The 15,861-nt window shown below is 40.1% G+C and carries 9 protein-coding genes and 2 pseudogenes; 6 read left to right on the forward strand and 5 right to left on the reverse strand.

The features are described 5' to 3' along the window. Positions 1–45: 45 nt before the first annotated feature. The gene (locus tag ACN19N_RS06330; protein WP_420002223.1) at positions 46–2,454 is read left to right on the forward strand and encodes an FdhF/YdeP family oxidoreductase; all 2,409 of its coding nucleotides are present in this window, start codon (positions 46–48) and stop codon (positions 2,452–2,454) included. 47 nt (positions 2,455–2,501) lie between these two features. Continuing rightward, positions 2,502–3,290 carry a formate dehydrogenase accessory sulfurtransferase FdhD gene (gene fdhD, locus ACN19N_RS06335; protein WP_420002224.1) on the forward strand — a complete coding sequence of 263 codons (789 nt, stop codon included), beginning with the start codon at positions 2,502–2,504 and terminating at the stop codon, positions 3,288–3,290. A 226-nt stretch (positions 3,291–3,516) separates the two neighbouring features. Here fdhD and ACN19N_RS06340 read toward each other — a convergent pair whose 3' ends face one another. The 4 genes from ACN19N_RS06340 to ACN19N_RS06355 all read right to left on the reverse strand — a co-directional run bounded on the left by ACN19N_RS06340 (position 3,517) and on the right by ACN19N_RS06355 (position 9,733). Next, positions 3,517–3,912 (reverse strand): acyl-CoA thioesterase, encoded by a 396-nt coding sequence (locus tag ACN19N_RS06340; RefSeq protein ID WP_269228162.1) that lies wholly within the window; start codon positions 3,910–3,912, stop codon positions 3,517–3,519. 85 nt (positions 3,913–3,997) lie between these two features. Further along, positions 3,998–5,398, reverse strand: coding sequence for an AdeC/AdeK/OprM family multidrug efflux complex outer membrane factor (gene adeC / locus ACN19N_RS06345; protein WP_420002225.1), 1,401 nt, complete (start codon positions 5,396–5,398; stop codon positions 3,998–4,000). A 79-nt stretch (positions 5,399–5,477) separates the two neighbouring features. Then, the gene (locus ACN19N_RS06350) at positions 5,478–8,588 is read right to left on the reverse strand and encodes an AdeB/AdeJ family multidrug efflux RND transporter permease subunit (protein WP_420002226.1); all 3,111 of its coding nucleotides are present in this window, start codon (positions 8,586–8,588) and stop codon (positions 5,478–5,480) included. Next, entirely contained in the window at positions 8,588–9,733 is a 1,146-nt protein-coding gene (locus ACN19N_RS06355) for an efflux RND transporter periplasmic adaptor subunit (protein WP_420002227.1), read from the reverse strand. Before ACN19N_RS06355 ends, ACN19N_RS06350 begins: the two co-directional genes overlap by 1 nt. Positions 9,734–9,876: 143 nt before the next feature. On the opposite strand from ACN19N_RS06355, the pseudogene ACN19N_RS06360 reads away from it, so the two are divergent. Next, positions 9,877–10,332 (forward strand): annotated as a pseudogene (locus ACN19N_RS06360) (response regulator); the annotation flags it as partial. Here the strand turns inward: ACN19N_RS06360 and ACN19N_RS06365 are convergent. After that, a protein-coding gene (locus ACN19N_RS06365) for an IS4-like element ISAba1 family transposase (protein ID WP_100222571.1) occupies positions 10,333–11,423 on the reverse strand; the annotation gives its coding sequence in 2 pieces (ribosomal slippage) (positions 10,333–10,883 and positions 10,883–11,423; 1,092 coding nt in all). Positions 11,424–11,494: 71 nt separating this feature from the next. Between ACN19N_RS06365 and ACN19N_RS06370 the strand changes: the two are divergent. From ACN19N_RS06370 to ACN19N_RS06380, 3 genes and pseudogenes are all read left to right on the forward strand, one after another. Next, positions 11,495–11,797: pseudogene (locus tag ACN19N_RS06370) on the forward strand (winged helix-turn-helix domain-containing protein); the annotation flags it as partial. 43 nt (positions 11,798–11,840) lie between these two features. Continuing rightward, positions 11,841–12,920, forward strand: a complete 1,080-nt coding sequence (gene adeS, locus ACN19N_RS06375) for a two-component sensor histidine kinase AdeS (RefSeq protein WP_420002228.1) — start codon at positions 11,841–11,843, stop codon at positions 12,918–12,920. A 280-nt stretch (positions 12,921–13,200) separates the two neighbouring features. Beyond that, positions 13,201–15,861: a hypothetical protein gene (locus ACN19N_RS06380; RefSeq protein ID WP_420002229.1), complete on the forward strand. Its 2,661-nt coding sequence runs from the start codon at positions 13,201–13,203 to the stop codon at positions 15,859–15,861.

Genomic DNA, 15,861 nt, shown 5'->3' on the forward strand with positions numbered 1-15,861 from the left:
TATCTTAGATTGAAACCAAAATAGCGCAATGATGTAGGCGATTAAATGGATAATTCAGAGCAAAGCAAATTTAAACAAGAAAATATAGGTTATGCCAGAATCGAGCCTTATACCCAACCCGCAGGAGGGTGGGGAGCATTACTGAGTGTTGCGCGAAATCTCAAGCGCCAAGACATCTTAAAAAAAGGTTCAATTACTTTACTCAATATTAATCAACCGACAGGTTTTGACTGCCCAGGCTGTGCATGGCCTGAGAAAAAAGATACACATGCCTTTAACTTTTGTGAAAATGGTGCCAAAGCGGTGGCATTTGAAGCAACCAGTAAAACCGTAACACCTGAATTTTTTGCACAACATACGGTGAGTTGGTTGTCGGAACAGAGCGATTTTTATTTAGAAGATTTAGGGCGTTTAACTGACCCGATGCGTTATGACCCTGTGTCAGATAAATATGTACCGATTTCTTGGGATGACGCTTTTCAGTTGATTGCTAAACATTTACAAGCACTCGATTATCCAGATCAAGCGGCATTTTATACCTCAGGTCGTGCCAGTAATGAGGCGGCGTTTCTCTACCAACTTTTTGTCCGAAGTTTTGGAACCAACAATTTCCCAGATTGTTCCAATATGTGCCATGAAACCACGAGTGTTGGTTTAAAAGATGCGATTGGTTTGGGCAAAGGAACCGTTATTTTAGAGGATTTTGATCAAGCGGATGCCATCTTCAGCTTTGGGCATAATCCAGGGACCAATCATCCACGTATGTTGGCGACGCTCAGAGAAGTCTCTAAACGAGGAGGCAATATTGTTGCGATAAATCCAATTAAAGAACGTGGCTTAGAGCGTTTCCAAGACCCACAAGCAGCATTGGAAATGATGACCAATAGTAGTACGCCAATTAGTCGTTATTACTTCCAGCCTAAAATTGGTGGGGATTATGCGTTACTTTTTGGGGTACTAAAGCATTTATCAGAATGGGATAAAAAGGCACTTGCGAAAGGGAAACCAAGCGTTTTTGATCGTAGCTTCATTGAAATGAATACGATTGGCTTCGAGGAGATGTTATCTGAAATTGATCGAACAGATTGGGCGGAAATTAATCAATATACGGGGCTGTCAGCAGAACATTTAGAATCAATTGCACAAATGTTCCTTGATGCCAAAAAGGCAATTTTCTGTTGGGGCATGGGCATTACCCAACATCGTCATGGGACTGCCAATATTCATATGTTGGCTAACTTGATGCTATCACGCGGGCATATTGGTCGTCCGGGTGCAGGTCTATGTCCAGTACGTGGTCATAGTAATGTACAAGGCGACCGAACTATGGGTATTAATGAACACCCAAGTGATAAACTACTAGATAGTATTGATCGAGTATTTGGGATTAAATCGCCACGTAAACATGGATTTGGTGTGGTCGATACCATTAAAGCCATGTATGAACGAGAGGTAAAAGTTTTTATTGGTCTAGGAGGGAATTTTGCAGTCGCAACGCCTGATACTGCATATACCCAAGAAGGGTTACGCCGTTGTGATTTAACTGTACATATCACCACGAAATTGAATCGTAGCCATTTGGTCTGTGGTCAAGATGCTTTGATGCTACCTTGTTTGGGGCGCACTGAAGTTGATATGCAGATGCATGGTGCGCAAGCGATTTCAGTTGAAGATTCGATGAGTAATGTTCATCTTTCAGCAGGGCGTAATCCACCAATTTCAGACAATATTTTGTCCGAACCTGATATTGTCGCTCGTATGGCAGCAGCAGCTTTGCCAGACAGTAATGTGAAATGGCGTTGGTATATCGAAAACTATGATCGTATCCGTGATTCGATTGCTGATGTCTTTGATGAATTTCATGATTTTAATCAACGTGTTTATCAATCAGGTGGTTTCCATCTAGAGCATCCAGCCAATCAACATGTGTGGAATACGCCAAGTGGCAAAGCTCAGTTTTTGATTACACCGTTGGCAGAGGTCTACCAAGATAAAGAAAATCAATACGCAGCAGCATATACTGAGCAGCAGGTGTATACCTTGATGACTACACGCTCGCATGACCAATACAACACCACTTTATATGGTTTGGATGATCGCTACCGTGGTGTATTCGGGCAACGCCGTGTCCTGTTTATGAACCAAGCAGATATTGATGAGGCAGGGTTTGAAGCGGATCAATGGGTTGATATTGAGAGTGTGTTCTCGGATGGAGTTAAACGGGTTGTACACAGTTTCCGTATTGTCCCTTATAACATTCCGAAAGGCAGTTTGGCAGCTTATTATCCTGAAACCAATCCATTAGTTGCCTTAGGTAGTCATGACAAATATGCCAAAATCCCAGCATCAAAAAGTGTTCCTGTGATTCTGCATGCAGGGCAAGCACCTGAACATTTTAATCTTGCAGTTGCAGTCGATCCTGAACATGCCAATGAAAGGGTGAGTCGTACATAGCCTCTCGAAATTCAAAGTTCGATTAGGCAATGTGAATGAGGTAAAGTGTGGATACAAAAATTCGTGGCTATGAAACGGTGCAAGTGCATCGTTTCCATCGGGATATTTCAGAAAATGAGATGGACTATATTGTGCAGGAATATCCTGTTGCACTGATTTATAATGGGATTTCACATGCAGTGATGATGGCAACGCCTTCAGACCTTGAAGTATTTGCCAAAGGCTTTAGTCTGTCTGAAGGGATTTTACATAGTCTAAGTGAGCTATATTCACTTGAGATTCGTCACAATACATTAGGGGTTGAAGTCGATATGACGATTTCCTCTTGTGCATTTATGGCGCTCAAAGAGCATCGCCGTATGATGGTCGGGCGTACAGGTTGTGGCTTATGTGGTGTGGAAAGCCTAAAACAACTTTATGCGAATTTACCTATCGTAAATACAAGCGTCTCTTCGATCTGGCTAAATCAAATTCCGAATGCGATTGCCCAACTCAAAGTCAGACAAAGAATTAGTGAACTCACTGGTGGCGCACATGCTGCGGCTTGGGTGGTGAAAGGTCAGATCGTGGCGTTATTTGAAGATGTTGGTCGGCACAATGCTTTGGATAAATTAATCGGTTACTTGGCTGAACAGAAAATGAATGTTGCAGAAGGTTTTGTGGTGATGACCAGTCGTGCCAGTTATGAGCTGATTCGCAAATGCGCACAATACAATATTGGACTATTGGCGACAATTTCTGCACCGACCAGTATGGCGATTGAGATGGCAAAACACTTAAATCTAACCTTGGCCAGTTTTTGCCGTGGTGATAGCTTTGTTTTATACACGCAATAATAGTAATAATTTATGATTTGGTTATTTGCACGCCATTACCAAAGACATGCTCGAAAATATATTCCTCAGCAAAGAAAATAAAAAGATAGATCAATAGCTTGATTTTAGTATCGTCGTTTTAGGTCATTTATGCTTTGGCTAACCTCTAATTCTCTCGAAAATTTGACTGAGTAAATCTAAGCAACTGCAAATAAAGACTTCATTTGCGGTTGCTAGAATATTGAGCTTATTGTGCAACCAAGTACTGCTGTAACTGTACGCGGAATTGATCTGGGATACGGCCTGATTTTTGTGTGCTGAAATCAAAATACACTTGAACCGCTTTGCCACGTGCAACGCAATGCTCATTTTGCCAAGCTTCATGTGCCACAATAAAAGAAGAATTGCCAATATGCTCAATCCATGTTTTGATTTCGATATCAGCGCCGTAATAGATTTGGGCAACAAAATCGACTTCCACTCGAGCGAGAATCAAAGGCAGATTTTTGATTTCCATACTTGGGTTAAATAGGCGAAAAACAGGTTCACGTGCTGTTTCAAACCAGCCAGTGATCACCGTATTGTTGATATGTCCAAAAGCATCGGTTTCATAGAATCTTGGTGTAATCGAAAGTGTAAACATGGATTCACTGTTATTTTCTGATTTAAACCTAAACACTATAAGGGCTGAGTCTGTAAAAATCAGCCCAAATAGTCGACTTAAGCGTTTACGAGGCTCGAGATAAACCACCACCGAGCGCTTTATACAATTCGATCTGATTATTTAACTTGCTTTGTTCTAGCATCAGTAAACCTTGCTGTGCCGCATAAGCAGAACGTTGTGCATCCAATACGGTCAGATAACTATCAATACCCGCTCTAAATCGAGCCGTGGATAATTTATAAGTGGTCTCAGTGGCAGAGACTAAACGACGTTGTGCTGCTAAACGCTCATCAATATGCGCATGAGCAGCAAGGGCATCGTTGACTTCACGAAAAGCGGATTGGATGGCTTTCTCATAATTAGAGAGTGCTATGTTCTGATCTATTTTTGAAATTTTAATATTGGCTTTACGTGTACCCCAATCGAAAATGGGGAGGTCGATACTTGGTCCAATTGACCAAGAGAAGCCACCAGATTTGAATAAATCTTTGAGATCTGCCGATGCATATCCTGCTGAACCTGTCAGGCTAATGGTAGGGAACATCCGTGCTTTGGCTGCACCAACATTTGCGCCAGCAGCCTGCAACTGATATTCAGCACCTTTTAAGTCTGGACGGTTATTGAGTAAATCGCTGCTTAATCCAGTTGCAAAGATTTTTTCTTGGGTAATATTTAAGATCGCTTGGTCAGGCAGTAAGTTCTTAGGAATCGTTTGCCCAGCCAATAGATCAAGTAAATTCTGTGCTTGCGAAACTTGGGTTTTATAATTTGCGACATCATTTCGTGCTGTTTCAACTGAAATCTGCGCCTGACGTAAAGGAACTTCACTATCAATACCAACATCAAAACGTTTTTTATTCAGATTATAAGAATCGAGTTGTGTTTTTAAGGTCTGCTCAGCCAGATTTAAATTTGCTTTTGCATAGACATAATCTAACCAAGCTTGCGACACTTGACTGACTAAACTGATCTGTGTGGCTTCTCTTGCACTATGGGTCGCAAAGTAATTATTTAAGGCCTCATCTTTTAAGCTTTTTACACGACCCCAAAAGTCTAACTCATAAGCAGTTAAGCCAAGACCGACTTGAAAAGTTGAATAAGGATTGTTTGGGTTCGCAGATGGATTCACCTGTCGAACAGCACTTCCATTTGCTCCAATAGTTGGTAACTGATCATTTTTGCTGATTTGATATTGTTGCTGTGCACGTTGGATATTCAGTGTTGCAGTGCGTAAATCACGGTTGCTATTTAAGCTGATTTCAATCACTTGCAATAGGCGTGTATCGGCAAAGAACTGTTTATAGCCCTGAGTTGCAATTGAGTTGCCTGTGTTTGCGAGGGCAAAATTTTGTGGAATATCGGATTTAATCACAGGTTTTGGTGCCTGCATATTCATACACGCTGTCAAGGCAATTGAAAGCGTAGAGACAAGCAGGCCACGAGATAAGACAGTCACTTTAGACATGGTCTTCTCCAAATAATATAAGGATAGGTACAGATGAGGAGTCAGAGGAAACCCGTTGATTCCCTCTGCTTAATGTCGTTTAAGATGGATTTTTTTGTTTCGAGGAAAACAGCTTTTCAACTGCACCTAGGATGAAAATGAAGAACACAGGGACAAAGAAGATAGCGAGAATCGTCGCTGAAATCATACCTCCAAACACACCTGTACCTAAGGCATGCTGTGTTTCTGAACTTGCGCCTGAGGCGATGACCAATGGAATCACACCACAAGTAAAGGCTAACGAAGTCATAAGAATAGGGCGTAGACGGAGTTTTGCTGCTGCCACAGTGGCTTCGACTAAACTCATGCCTTCTTCTTTCAACATCTTGGCAAATTCAACAATCAGAATCGCGTTCTTGGCAGATAAACCAATAATGGTAATCAGACCAATTTTAAAGAATACATCGTTCATCAAGCCACGAGACATTATCGCAACCACTGCACCAAAAATACCTAAAGGCACGACCAGCATCACTGAAAGCGGAATGGCCCAACTTTCATAAAGCGCAGCCAGAACAAGGAATACCACCAGCATAGAAAGTACAAGCAGGAAAGCCATTTGCGACTCAGACTGCTTTTCCTGCAAGGAAATACCTGTCCATTCATAACCGATGCCTTTTGGCAATTTGGCAATCAGGTTCTCCATTTCACGCATCGCATCACCTGATGAAGTATCAAAGTTCGGAATACCTGCAATACTCAACGATGGGCGACCGTTATAGCGGTTATATTGTTGTGGTGCTTTATTCCATTGAGGAGTCACCACTTCAGATAAAGAGACCAATTGCCCATTTGAACCCATGACTTTCAGATTCAAAATATCTTTGAGTTGCATACGTGATTTGGCATCGACCTGTACGATCACTTGTTGCATGCGTCCCTGATTTGGGAAATCGTTGATATACATTGAACCCATTGATGTAGAAATGATGTCGGAAACATCAGAGAACTTCACACCGAGAACATTTAATTTTGCACGGTCGATTTTTAAAGAAATATTGTCGCCTTGCGGTAAGCCTTCATTCCAAACCATATAGAACTTTTTGTTCTTGGCGGCCATTTCCATAAGCTGGTCTTGTGCAGCTAAAAGTGCAGGCATACCTAAGTTGGCACGGTCTTGCAAGCGTAAGCTAAAGCCCGAAAATGTACCCAATTCATCAATGGCAGGAGGTAATACCGCCATTGTTGCACCTTCTTTACTGTGCGCCATCGTGGCATTAACCGCATTGGTCATTTCAGTTGCTGTTGAAGTACGGTCTTTAAAGTCAGTTAATGTGGTAAAAGCGACAGCCACGTTTTGTCCCGCACCACTAAAGCCCCAACCCATGATGGTCGTGTTACTTTTAACATTTGGATTGTCTTTGAGACTACTTTCAAATTGATTGACCACACCTCGCGTTCTTTCAGCAGTGGCATCCGATGGCAATTGGAATGAGGTCATAAACCAGCCTTGATCTTCCTCAGGCATAAAGGCTGTAGGCCAATACTTCATACCTGCAAGGGTAAGTCCTGTAATCACTACAAAGATCACCATCATCGGAATGCTATGTTTAATCACTTTAAGCAGGATCAATTCATACTTTTTAGTGACCTTATCGAAGCTGCGATCAAACCATGCAAAAAAGCCTTTCTTCTGATGATGGCCATCAATTGGTTTAAGAATCGTGGCGCACAATGCAGGCGTTAAGATTAATGCCAATAATGCTGAGAATAGAATTGAGACTGACATGGTTAAGGTAAATTGTTGATAGATAATCCCGATCGAACCACTGGCAAATGCCATCGGTAAGAACACCGCTGCCAAGACTAAGGTAATTCCAATAATCGGACTGGTAATTTCCTTCATTGCCTTGGAAGTTGCTTCTTTGGGAGGAAGTCCTTCAGTCGCCATAATTCGTTCAACATTTTCGACCACCACAATCGCATCATCGACGATAATACCAATCGCAAGCACCATACCAAACATGGTGAGGACATTGATTGAGAAACCTGCCAGTAGCATCACCGCAAAAGTCCCCAGTAATGCAATCGGTGCAACAATCGCTGGAATCAGGGTATAGCGAACATTATGCAAGAATAAATACATGACAATGAAAACCAGTACCATGGCTTCAAGTAAGGTATGAATCACTTTTTCAATCGAAATTTTGACAAAAGGTGCGGTATCATAAGGAATACTAAATTGCATGCCATCAGGTAAATTCAGGTTTAATTCCTCAATTTTTGCTCTGACACCTTCCGCTGTTTTGACAGCATTGGCACCTGGGCTGAGCTGAATCGCAGCAGCCGTTGCAGGTTTGCCATCTTCTAAAATCGCAAAGTTATAGGCCTGTGAACCCATTTCAACTTCAGCCACATCAGAAAGTTTAATCACGCTACCGCTGGTTTTACTTTTGAGGCTGATATTTTTAAATTGTTCAACATCACCTAATTGACCTTGTGCCGATAATGGGATGGTAATCAATTGACCTTTAGGTGCGGGAAGATCACCGAGTCGACCTGGTGCGATCTCGACGTTATTTTCACGGATGGCATTATTAACGTCACTAATTGATAGACCATAAGACACCAATTTATTGGGATCAACCCAAATACGCATGGCTTTTTCAGCACCGAAGGATTGAACTTTACCAACGCCTTCAACACGTTTCAGCTCTTCGACCACGTTACGGACCAGATAATCACTCAGATCAACTTCGGAATACTGCCCATTGGGTGAATTGATTCCAACCAGCATCAGGAAGCCCGAAGACGATGCCTCAACTTGCAAGCCTTGTTGACGAACCACTTGCGGTAAACGAGCTTCAATAGCTTTGATCTTGTTTTGTACATCGACCTGTGCCATTTCAACATCTGTACCCGGTTTAAACGTTGCAGAAATTTCTGCCGTACCCGAAGTATCCGTAGTTGAGCTGTAATAGAGCAGATTTTTTACACCCGATAATTCTCTTTCAATGAGCGTGACGACGCTATCATTGATAGTTTTTGCCGTCGCACCCGGATAAGTCGCGCTAATATTGACTTGTGGTGGCGCAACACTTGGAAAGCGGGCAATCGGCAGTTTGGGAATGCTTAGTAACCCGAACAAGATAATGAAAATCGCAATCACCCATGCGAAGACAGGACGGCGAATGAAGAATTGTGACATCATCATTGAGCTCCTTGTGTTGCAGGTATTTTCCAGTTGCTAATTTCAAGTTTTTGATTGGGCTGAATACGATCAACACCTTCTACAACCACTTTGTCACCTGTTTTAAGGCCTTTATTGGCAATGTAGAACTGATCATATTGTTGTCCCAGTTCAATCGGGCGAATATCTGCGGAACCTTTGGCATTGATCACATAAACTTGCGGGTCGCCATTGATATTGCGTTGAATTGCTTGGGCAGGGACTAGCAAAGCTTGAGGCACTGAAGCACGGTCGATATTCACTCGCACATACATGCCTGGAAGGAGTTTCCGTTCAGGATTCTGAACTTCGATACGAATGGTGACATCACCTGTTTCAGGGTCAACATTAATGTCTTCAAATAGCATTTTGGCGGTGACGTTATACGCTTGACCATGGCTATTAGAAATACGGACAGTTTTTTCATTATTGGCAGACAATTCACCGCTTTGTAGCGCAGCCTGCAAAGTCTCGTATTCACTAATCGACTGTTTTACATCCACATAAACCTTGTCGATCTGTTGTATGGTTGCCATTTTATTTGTATCGCCTTGGCTGACTAGGGCACCTTCTGTTACGAATGATTGCCCAATACGACCTGAAATTGGGGCGCGAACAGTGGCATATTGCAGATTTAGGTTTTGACGAGCTAATAAGGCTTTCATCTGAGCAACATCCGCCAAAGCCTGACGATACGCAGCTTGAGCATTACTAACTTCTTGCTTACTGATTGCATTACTTGGAAGTAATTGTTCAAAACGTTCCAATTGAATTTTTAAACGGGCGACTTCAGCTTCAGCTTTATTTAGAGAAGCACGATTACTATTCACATCAGCCTGAAAAGTTGCCGCGTTAATTTTATAAAGGGCTTGGCCTGCTTTAACTTCACTGCCTTGTCTGAATAATACCTTTTCAATAATACCGCCGACTTGAGGGCGAATCTCAGCAGTTCGGAAAGCCTGTACCCGTGCTGGTAAGTTTTCACTAAAGTTCACTAATTGCGGCTGAATATTTAAAACGCTCACTTTTGCAGGGGGTGTTTCAGCTGGCTTTGCCTCCTCAGAACCACAGCCTTGTAGCACGAGTCCGATAGATAAAAATAATGGAAGTAATAGATGCTTTTGCATTCTGTCCAAGCCTTGGGAGTTTCTGATGCTGACATTATTTTCCAGCTTTGTGTAACCAATATCGGGGAAGTGTGGAAAAAGTGTGGAGATAATCAGATAAATCAGCGTATGATGAATCGATTGTTTTATTGATCTGGATCGTTATGTTTGAGCATTCCTTTTCTTTCGATTATCACGATAAACTTATTCTTGTGGTAGAGGATGAGTATGATATTGGAGACATTATCGAGCACTATCTCAAGCGTGAAGGGATGCGTGTCATTCGGGCAATGAATGGCAAACAGGCGATTGAAATCCATGCCGCACAAACAATTGATCTCATTGTGTTGGATATAAAATTGCCTGAACTGAATGGCTGGGACGTGCTGACCAAAATTCGTCAAAAGGCGCAAACCCCTGTCATTATGCTTACGGCATTGGATCAGGAAATTGATAAGGTCATGGCATTAAGAATTGGTGCGGATGATTTTGTCGTCAAACCCTTTAATCCGAATGAAGTTGTGGCTCGCGTTCAAGCAGTGCTGCGACGAACACAGCAGAGTCAGCCGGTACTTAATAGAAATCTAAGTTATAAAAATATTCTTTGTACACGACAAATTTCACAGAACCCTTATCCTATCAGGATTCTGCTTTCTTAAAATTGCCAAAATTTCCTTAAACTCTTCTTTTTTCCCAAAACCAATTAAACGCTGAATCGCCATTTGAACATAGTCTAAACCATAGCGAAATAAACTCATTGAGAGTCGTCCATGCTTCTTTATTATTATCGCTTTTTTTTGATTATGTTGCCATTCACCCGTTAAGTAACACCAACAGAAGCTTATAGCTAACACCGCAATCAATTTTTTCACTCGTCTAGGGTCTGTCAAGCGCGTATTTTCAAGATTAAACCCGCGTCCTTTGAGACAACTGAATAAGGTTTCAATTTCCCAGCGTAATGCATAATCCTGAATAGCATTGGCATTAAACTGAGGAGAAACGACGAGTAAAAGCTCTCCATTTTCTAACTGTAGTGCACTTATATATAGTTTCACCCGACCAACCAAAATCCGTCGTTTACGACATTCAATTTGACCAACTTTAAGATGGCGAAATAAATCACTAATTTTATGATTCTTTCCTAAATGATTGGTGACAATGAAGTTTTTTTAACACGAATGCAGAAGTTGATGTCTTGTTCAATTAACCATGTAAACCACTGCTCACCGATAAACTCTCTGTCTGCGAACACATTCACAATACGGTCTTTACCAAAAATGGCTATAAAGCGTTGAATCAAAGCAATACGCTCTTTCGTATCTGAATTTCCACGTTTATTAAGCAATGTCCAAAGGATAGGTATCGCTATTCCACGATAAACGATTGCGAGCATCAGGATATTAATATTTCGTTTTCCCCATTTCCAATTGGTTCTATCTAAAGTCAGTTGCACTTGGTCGAATGAAAACATATTGAAAATCAACTGAGAAATTTGACGATAATCAAAATACTGACCTGCAAAGAAGCGCTGCATACGTCGATAAAATGATTGTGGTAAGCACTTGATGGGCAAGGCTTTAGATGCAGAAGAAAGATTACATGTTTGCTTTAAAATGATCACAAGCATGATGAGCGCAAAGCACTTTAAATGTGACTTGTTCCATTTTAGAGATTTGTTTAAGATAAGATATAACTCATTGAGATGTGTCATAGTATTCGTCGTTAGAAAACAATTATTGTGACATTATTTCAATGAGTTATCTATTTTTGTCGTGTACAGAGAAAAATATTGAAATTAATACCGAGATTCATAGTGTTTATGTTCATCAGCAGCATAAGAAGGTGATGCTGAATTTAACCCTGACTGAATATAAAATCTTGCTACAAATGATTGATCATCCTCATAAAGTATTCACTCGTAGTGAGCTTTTAAATCATTGTCTGCCTGATGGTGATGCATTAGAACGTACAGTAGATAGTCATGTCAGTAAATTAAGAAAAAAATTAGAGGAGCATGGATTGCAGCAGATGTTGATTAACGTGCGTGGGGTCGGTTACCGACTCGATCATCCGCAGGAAATATAGTGTAGTCAAATGATCAACATGCAAGTTATCTGGAAAAAATGTTATGAAAAGTCACTCAGGAATCAGTAAACAGCTCTTTATTGCCTTAAGTATTGTGAACTTAAGTGTGACACTTTTTTCAGTTTTTCTGGGCTATTTCATTTATAACTATGCCATCGATGCGGGATGGATTACTTTAAGTTCATTACAAGAAGATTGGACGGAATTCCATTTTGTCGATTGGATTTGGCTATCTGCGGTGATTTTTTGTGGTGGTATCATTTCTATCATTATTGGAATGCATCTTGCCCAACGTTTTATTAAGCCGATCAATTTCTTGGCGGATGCAGCAAAAAAAATTAGTCAGGGCGATCTATCCGCGCGGGCTGATGACAGTCAAATTCATTCTACTGAAATAGCTGAGTTGATGCATAACTTTAATAGTATGGCGAAACAATTAGAAAGTTCTGTTAAAAAAGCCCAACTTTGGAATGCAGCAATTGCACATGAATTAAGAACACCAATCACAATTTTACAAGGACGTTTACAAGGTGTTTTAGATGGTGTTTTTAAACCTGATGAAATCTTATTTAAAAGTCTACTCAATCAAGTTGAGGGTTTGTCTCATCTTGTAGAAGATCTTCGTACAGTGAGCCTTGTTGAAAATCAACAACTACGATTAAATCATGAATGGGTCGATATTCAGGACAGCGTTGAAAAAGTATTAAAAATATTTGAACAAAGATTCACTACAGCAAATTTAACTGCTCAACTGCGATTAGCGACGACTCTTATTTTTTGTGACCGACGACGTATCGAACAAATATTAATTGCTTTATTTGATAATGCTGTTCGATACGCCAATGCAGGGACAATTAGAATTTCTTCAAGTAGCACCGCTAAAGAATGGACTTTAAACATTGAAGATGAAGGGCCGGGCATTCCTCAAGAATATCAACAAGATTTATTCAATCCTTTTTTTAGATTGGAACAGTCAAGGAATAAAGAATTTGGTGGTACAGGTTTGGGTTTAGCTGTTGTATATGCGATTGTAATTGCGCATAAAGGTTCAATTGAATATAGTAATCCGAATCAGAATAGTGTGTTTAGCATCAAATTACCGATACAAAAAGATCATATATAAACTTTTTGAAAGTTGAAAATTTAGGTTGTATTTAACTAAAACGTAAGTCTTTATAAGTTATCCTTCTTAACTTCGGTGGTATAAACAAGAAATTCTAATTAAAATTTCATTTGCGAATATATTTTTATTCAAATATAACATTAGTAGTTCTACGATAATTCTTGTTGAAATTAAGTATACATATCTCAATTTTGTTAAATTATGTGTTCAATTTGATATTTTTGTAGTATTGTATGCACAGAATTTGAATAAATAACAACTTTTAGTGCAGGTTGAAAATATGATAAGCCGATTCAACAAAAGTGCTGTCTCAAAAACTTCATTTATCGCTTTATTTGGCTTATTTTTGGGATTTCATAGTTCTATTGCATTTGCTCAACCTAAAGCAGGAAGTAGTATCACGAATATTGCAAGTGGTGACTTCTATGATGAACAAGGCAATTTGCAAGTTATTAACTCAAATGCAGTTATTTTAACTGTTCAACCAATCTACTCTTTCGCTTTACAAAGTAATCAGCAAAATATCGGAAATATCGGAAGCAAAGTTAACTTCCCGCATGTTTTAACCAATACTGGTAACATCGTAGACGACTATAAATTAAGCCTTACTCAGTTAACGAATGATCAATTTAATTTAGATAATGTAGCCGTTTACATCGATCGGGATCAAAATGGCGAGCCTGATGATAATAATAATTTACTGAATTCGACGACAAGTTTTCGCTTAGAAGCTGGCGAGTTTGCCTCATTAGTTGTCGTTGGAAGTATTCCAACCAACGTAACTGCAAATAATGTTGCTAATTTTACTTTAACAGCTACAAGCCAGCATGATAATGCAATCGCTATGACCGTAAGTGATACAGTAAAAGTTGTGGATGATGCTGTAATTCAAGTGACGAAATCACAGAATATCAGCACAGGTAAAACTGGCACGGAAATTACTTATACTTTAGCTTATACAAATACGGGTACTGCAGCAGCAAGACTCGTATTAAGAGATATTTTAGCTACAGATGTAACATATAAATCGGGTAGCGGTAGTTGGGGGAATGGTTCAGGATTTTTAACTGATGCTGATGATGTTGAGACGGGTGCAAATGCACCAATAAAATATAAAGTGAGTAATGGGCAAGTAGATGTAGAGCTTGCAAGTGTAGCAGCTTTAAGTAAAGGCACAGTAAGTTTTAAAGTCACTGTGAATGCGAATGCTGCTGAAAAAGTTGCGAATACCGCTGATTATCAACAATACAATGCATCAAATGCTATTCTGAAAAACACGCTAACGAATACTGTAATTTTTAATGTTCAGCAAACCTTAGGTGTTGTACTTAACTATAGCCCAAGTAACGCGAATGATGATGGCGAGCCAAACGGTGGCTTGAATAACTTACAAACCCAAAACAATACTTTTGGGGGCGTAGCAAAAGAAATCCAGTTTGATAATTATGTTTGGAATACAGGGCAGGCGACAGATACTTATAATTTAAGCTTCGTTAAAAGTAATGTGCCAAGTTGTGCTGTAGTTCGTTTATATCATGCAGATGGTCGGACATTGCTGACAGATACTAATGGTGATGGTGTTATTGATACAGGCGGATTGGCTTACGGCACTTCAAAAAGAATTAAATTAGGGGTTTATTTCCCATCAAATTGTACATCTACAAGTACAATGGATTTCGATATTACCGCAACTTCCGTAACAGATACTAGCGTAAAAAATAGTACGCGTGATCGATTAGTTAATACAGTTGCTGTGGGCGAAAGCGATTTGTATAACAGTAACAATTCAGGTGTGGGAGTTGGAAACGTTACTGGTTCAGGTGGGCAAGCCTTATTGGTGAAAAATGCTATAAAAGGTGCAACAGCTGTTTTCCCACTTGTTATTCGAAATAATAGCACTGCCTCAAATAATTATAATTTGTATGCATCGAGTACAGCGATTGACATTAATAGTATCAATACGACATTACCAACAAATTGGGTCGTGAAGTTCTATAATGGTGATGCAACATGTCAAACCTTACAGGCTGAAATTACCAGTACTGGCAACATGGCGGCTGGAACAACTAAACAGTATTGTGCGGTTGTCACTGTTCCTGCGGACACGACTTTGACAAGTTTACCAATTTGGTTTGCTATGAAATCACCGATGAATGCTCAAGGTGACAGTATTAAAGATCAAGTTGATGTAGCTGTACGCAAGTTGACTTTAGCAAATGATCAACAAGGGCGGATTAATGTAGGTGGTACGGTTGTATATCTGCATACATTAAAAAATATGGGTACATTTGTTGAAGGTGATACAAGCGGAAAAGTAAGTCTTAGCGTAGTCCCTCAAAATATTAATGATGGTTTCACTTATACTTTGTATTACGATGCTAATAATAATGGTGTATTAGATACCACAGACCCGATTGCTACCGATTTGTCTATAACTGGTGGATTAAACCCACAAAGTTCAGTTCAGCTAATTTTAAAAGTTCAAGCTCCATTAACAGCAGCAAATGGTATTTCTAGTGCAGCGAATATCGTCGTCTCTGCTACGAATACAATCCAAGGTTTAACGCTGACAACAATTCAAAATACAGATTTAACAACAGTTGATCCTACGCAACTTCGTTTGACCAAAGAGCAGTCTAAAGATGAAGCATGTACACTTATGAATGTTGCCACCGCGACCTATGCGAGCAACCCATTGACGATTAAGCCAAATCAATGCGTTACCTATCGTTTAACAATTAAAAATGATGGTTCAACACTAGCAGCAAATGTCGTGATTAATGATGTTGTACCTGCTTATAGTATTTTGCGAAATGCATTGCCGCCGTCAGTGAGTAAGGGTTCTGTAGCTGTGAGTGGAGATCAAATATCTGGAAATATTGGAGCACTTGCGCCACAGGAGCAAGCAGCGTTGTATTTTTCTATTCAGGTTACACCTTAA

This window comes from Acinetobacter sp. LF10, assembly GCF_048585715.1.
Classification (GTDB): Bacteria; Pseudomonadota; Gammaproteobacteria; order Pseudomonadales; family Moraxellaceae; genus Acinetobacter.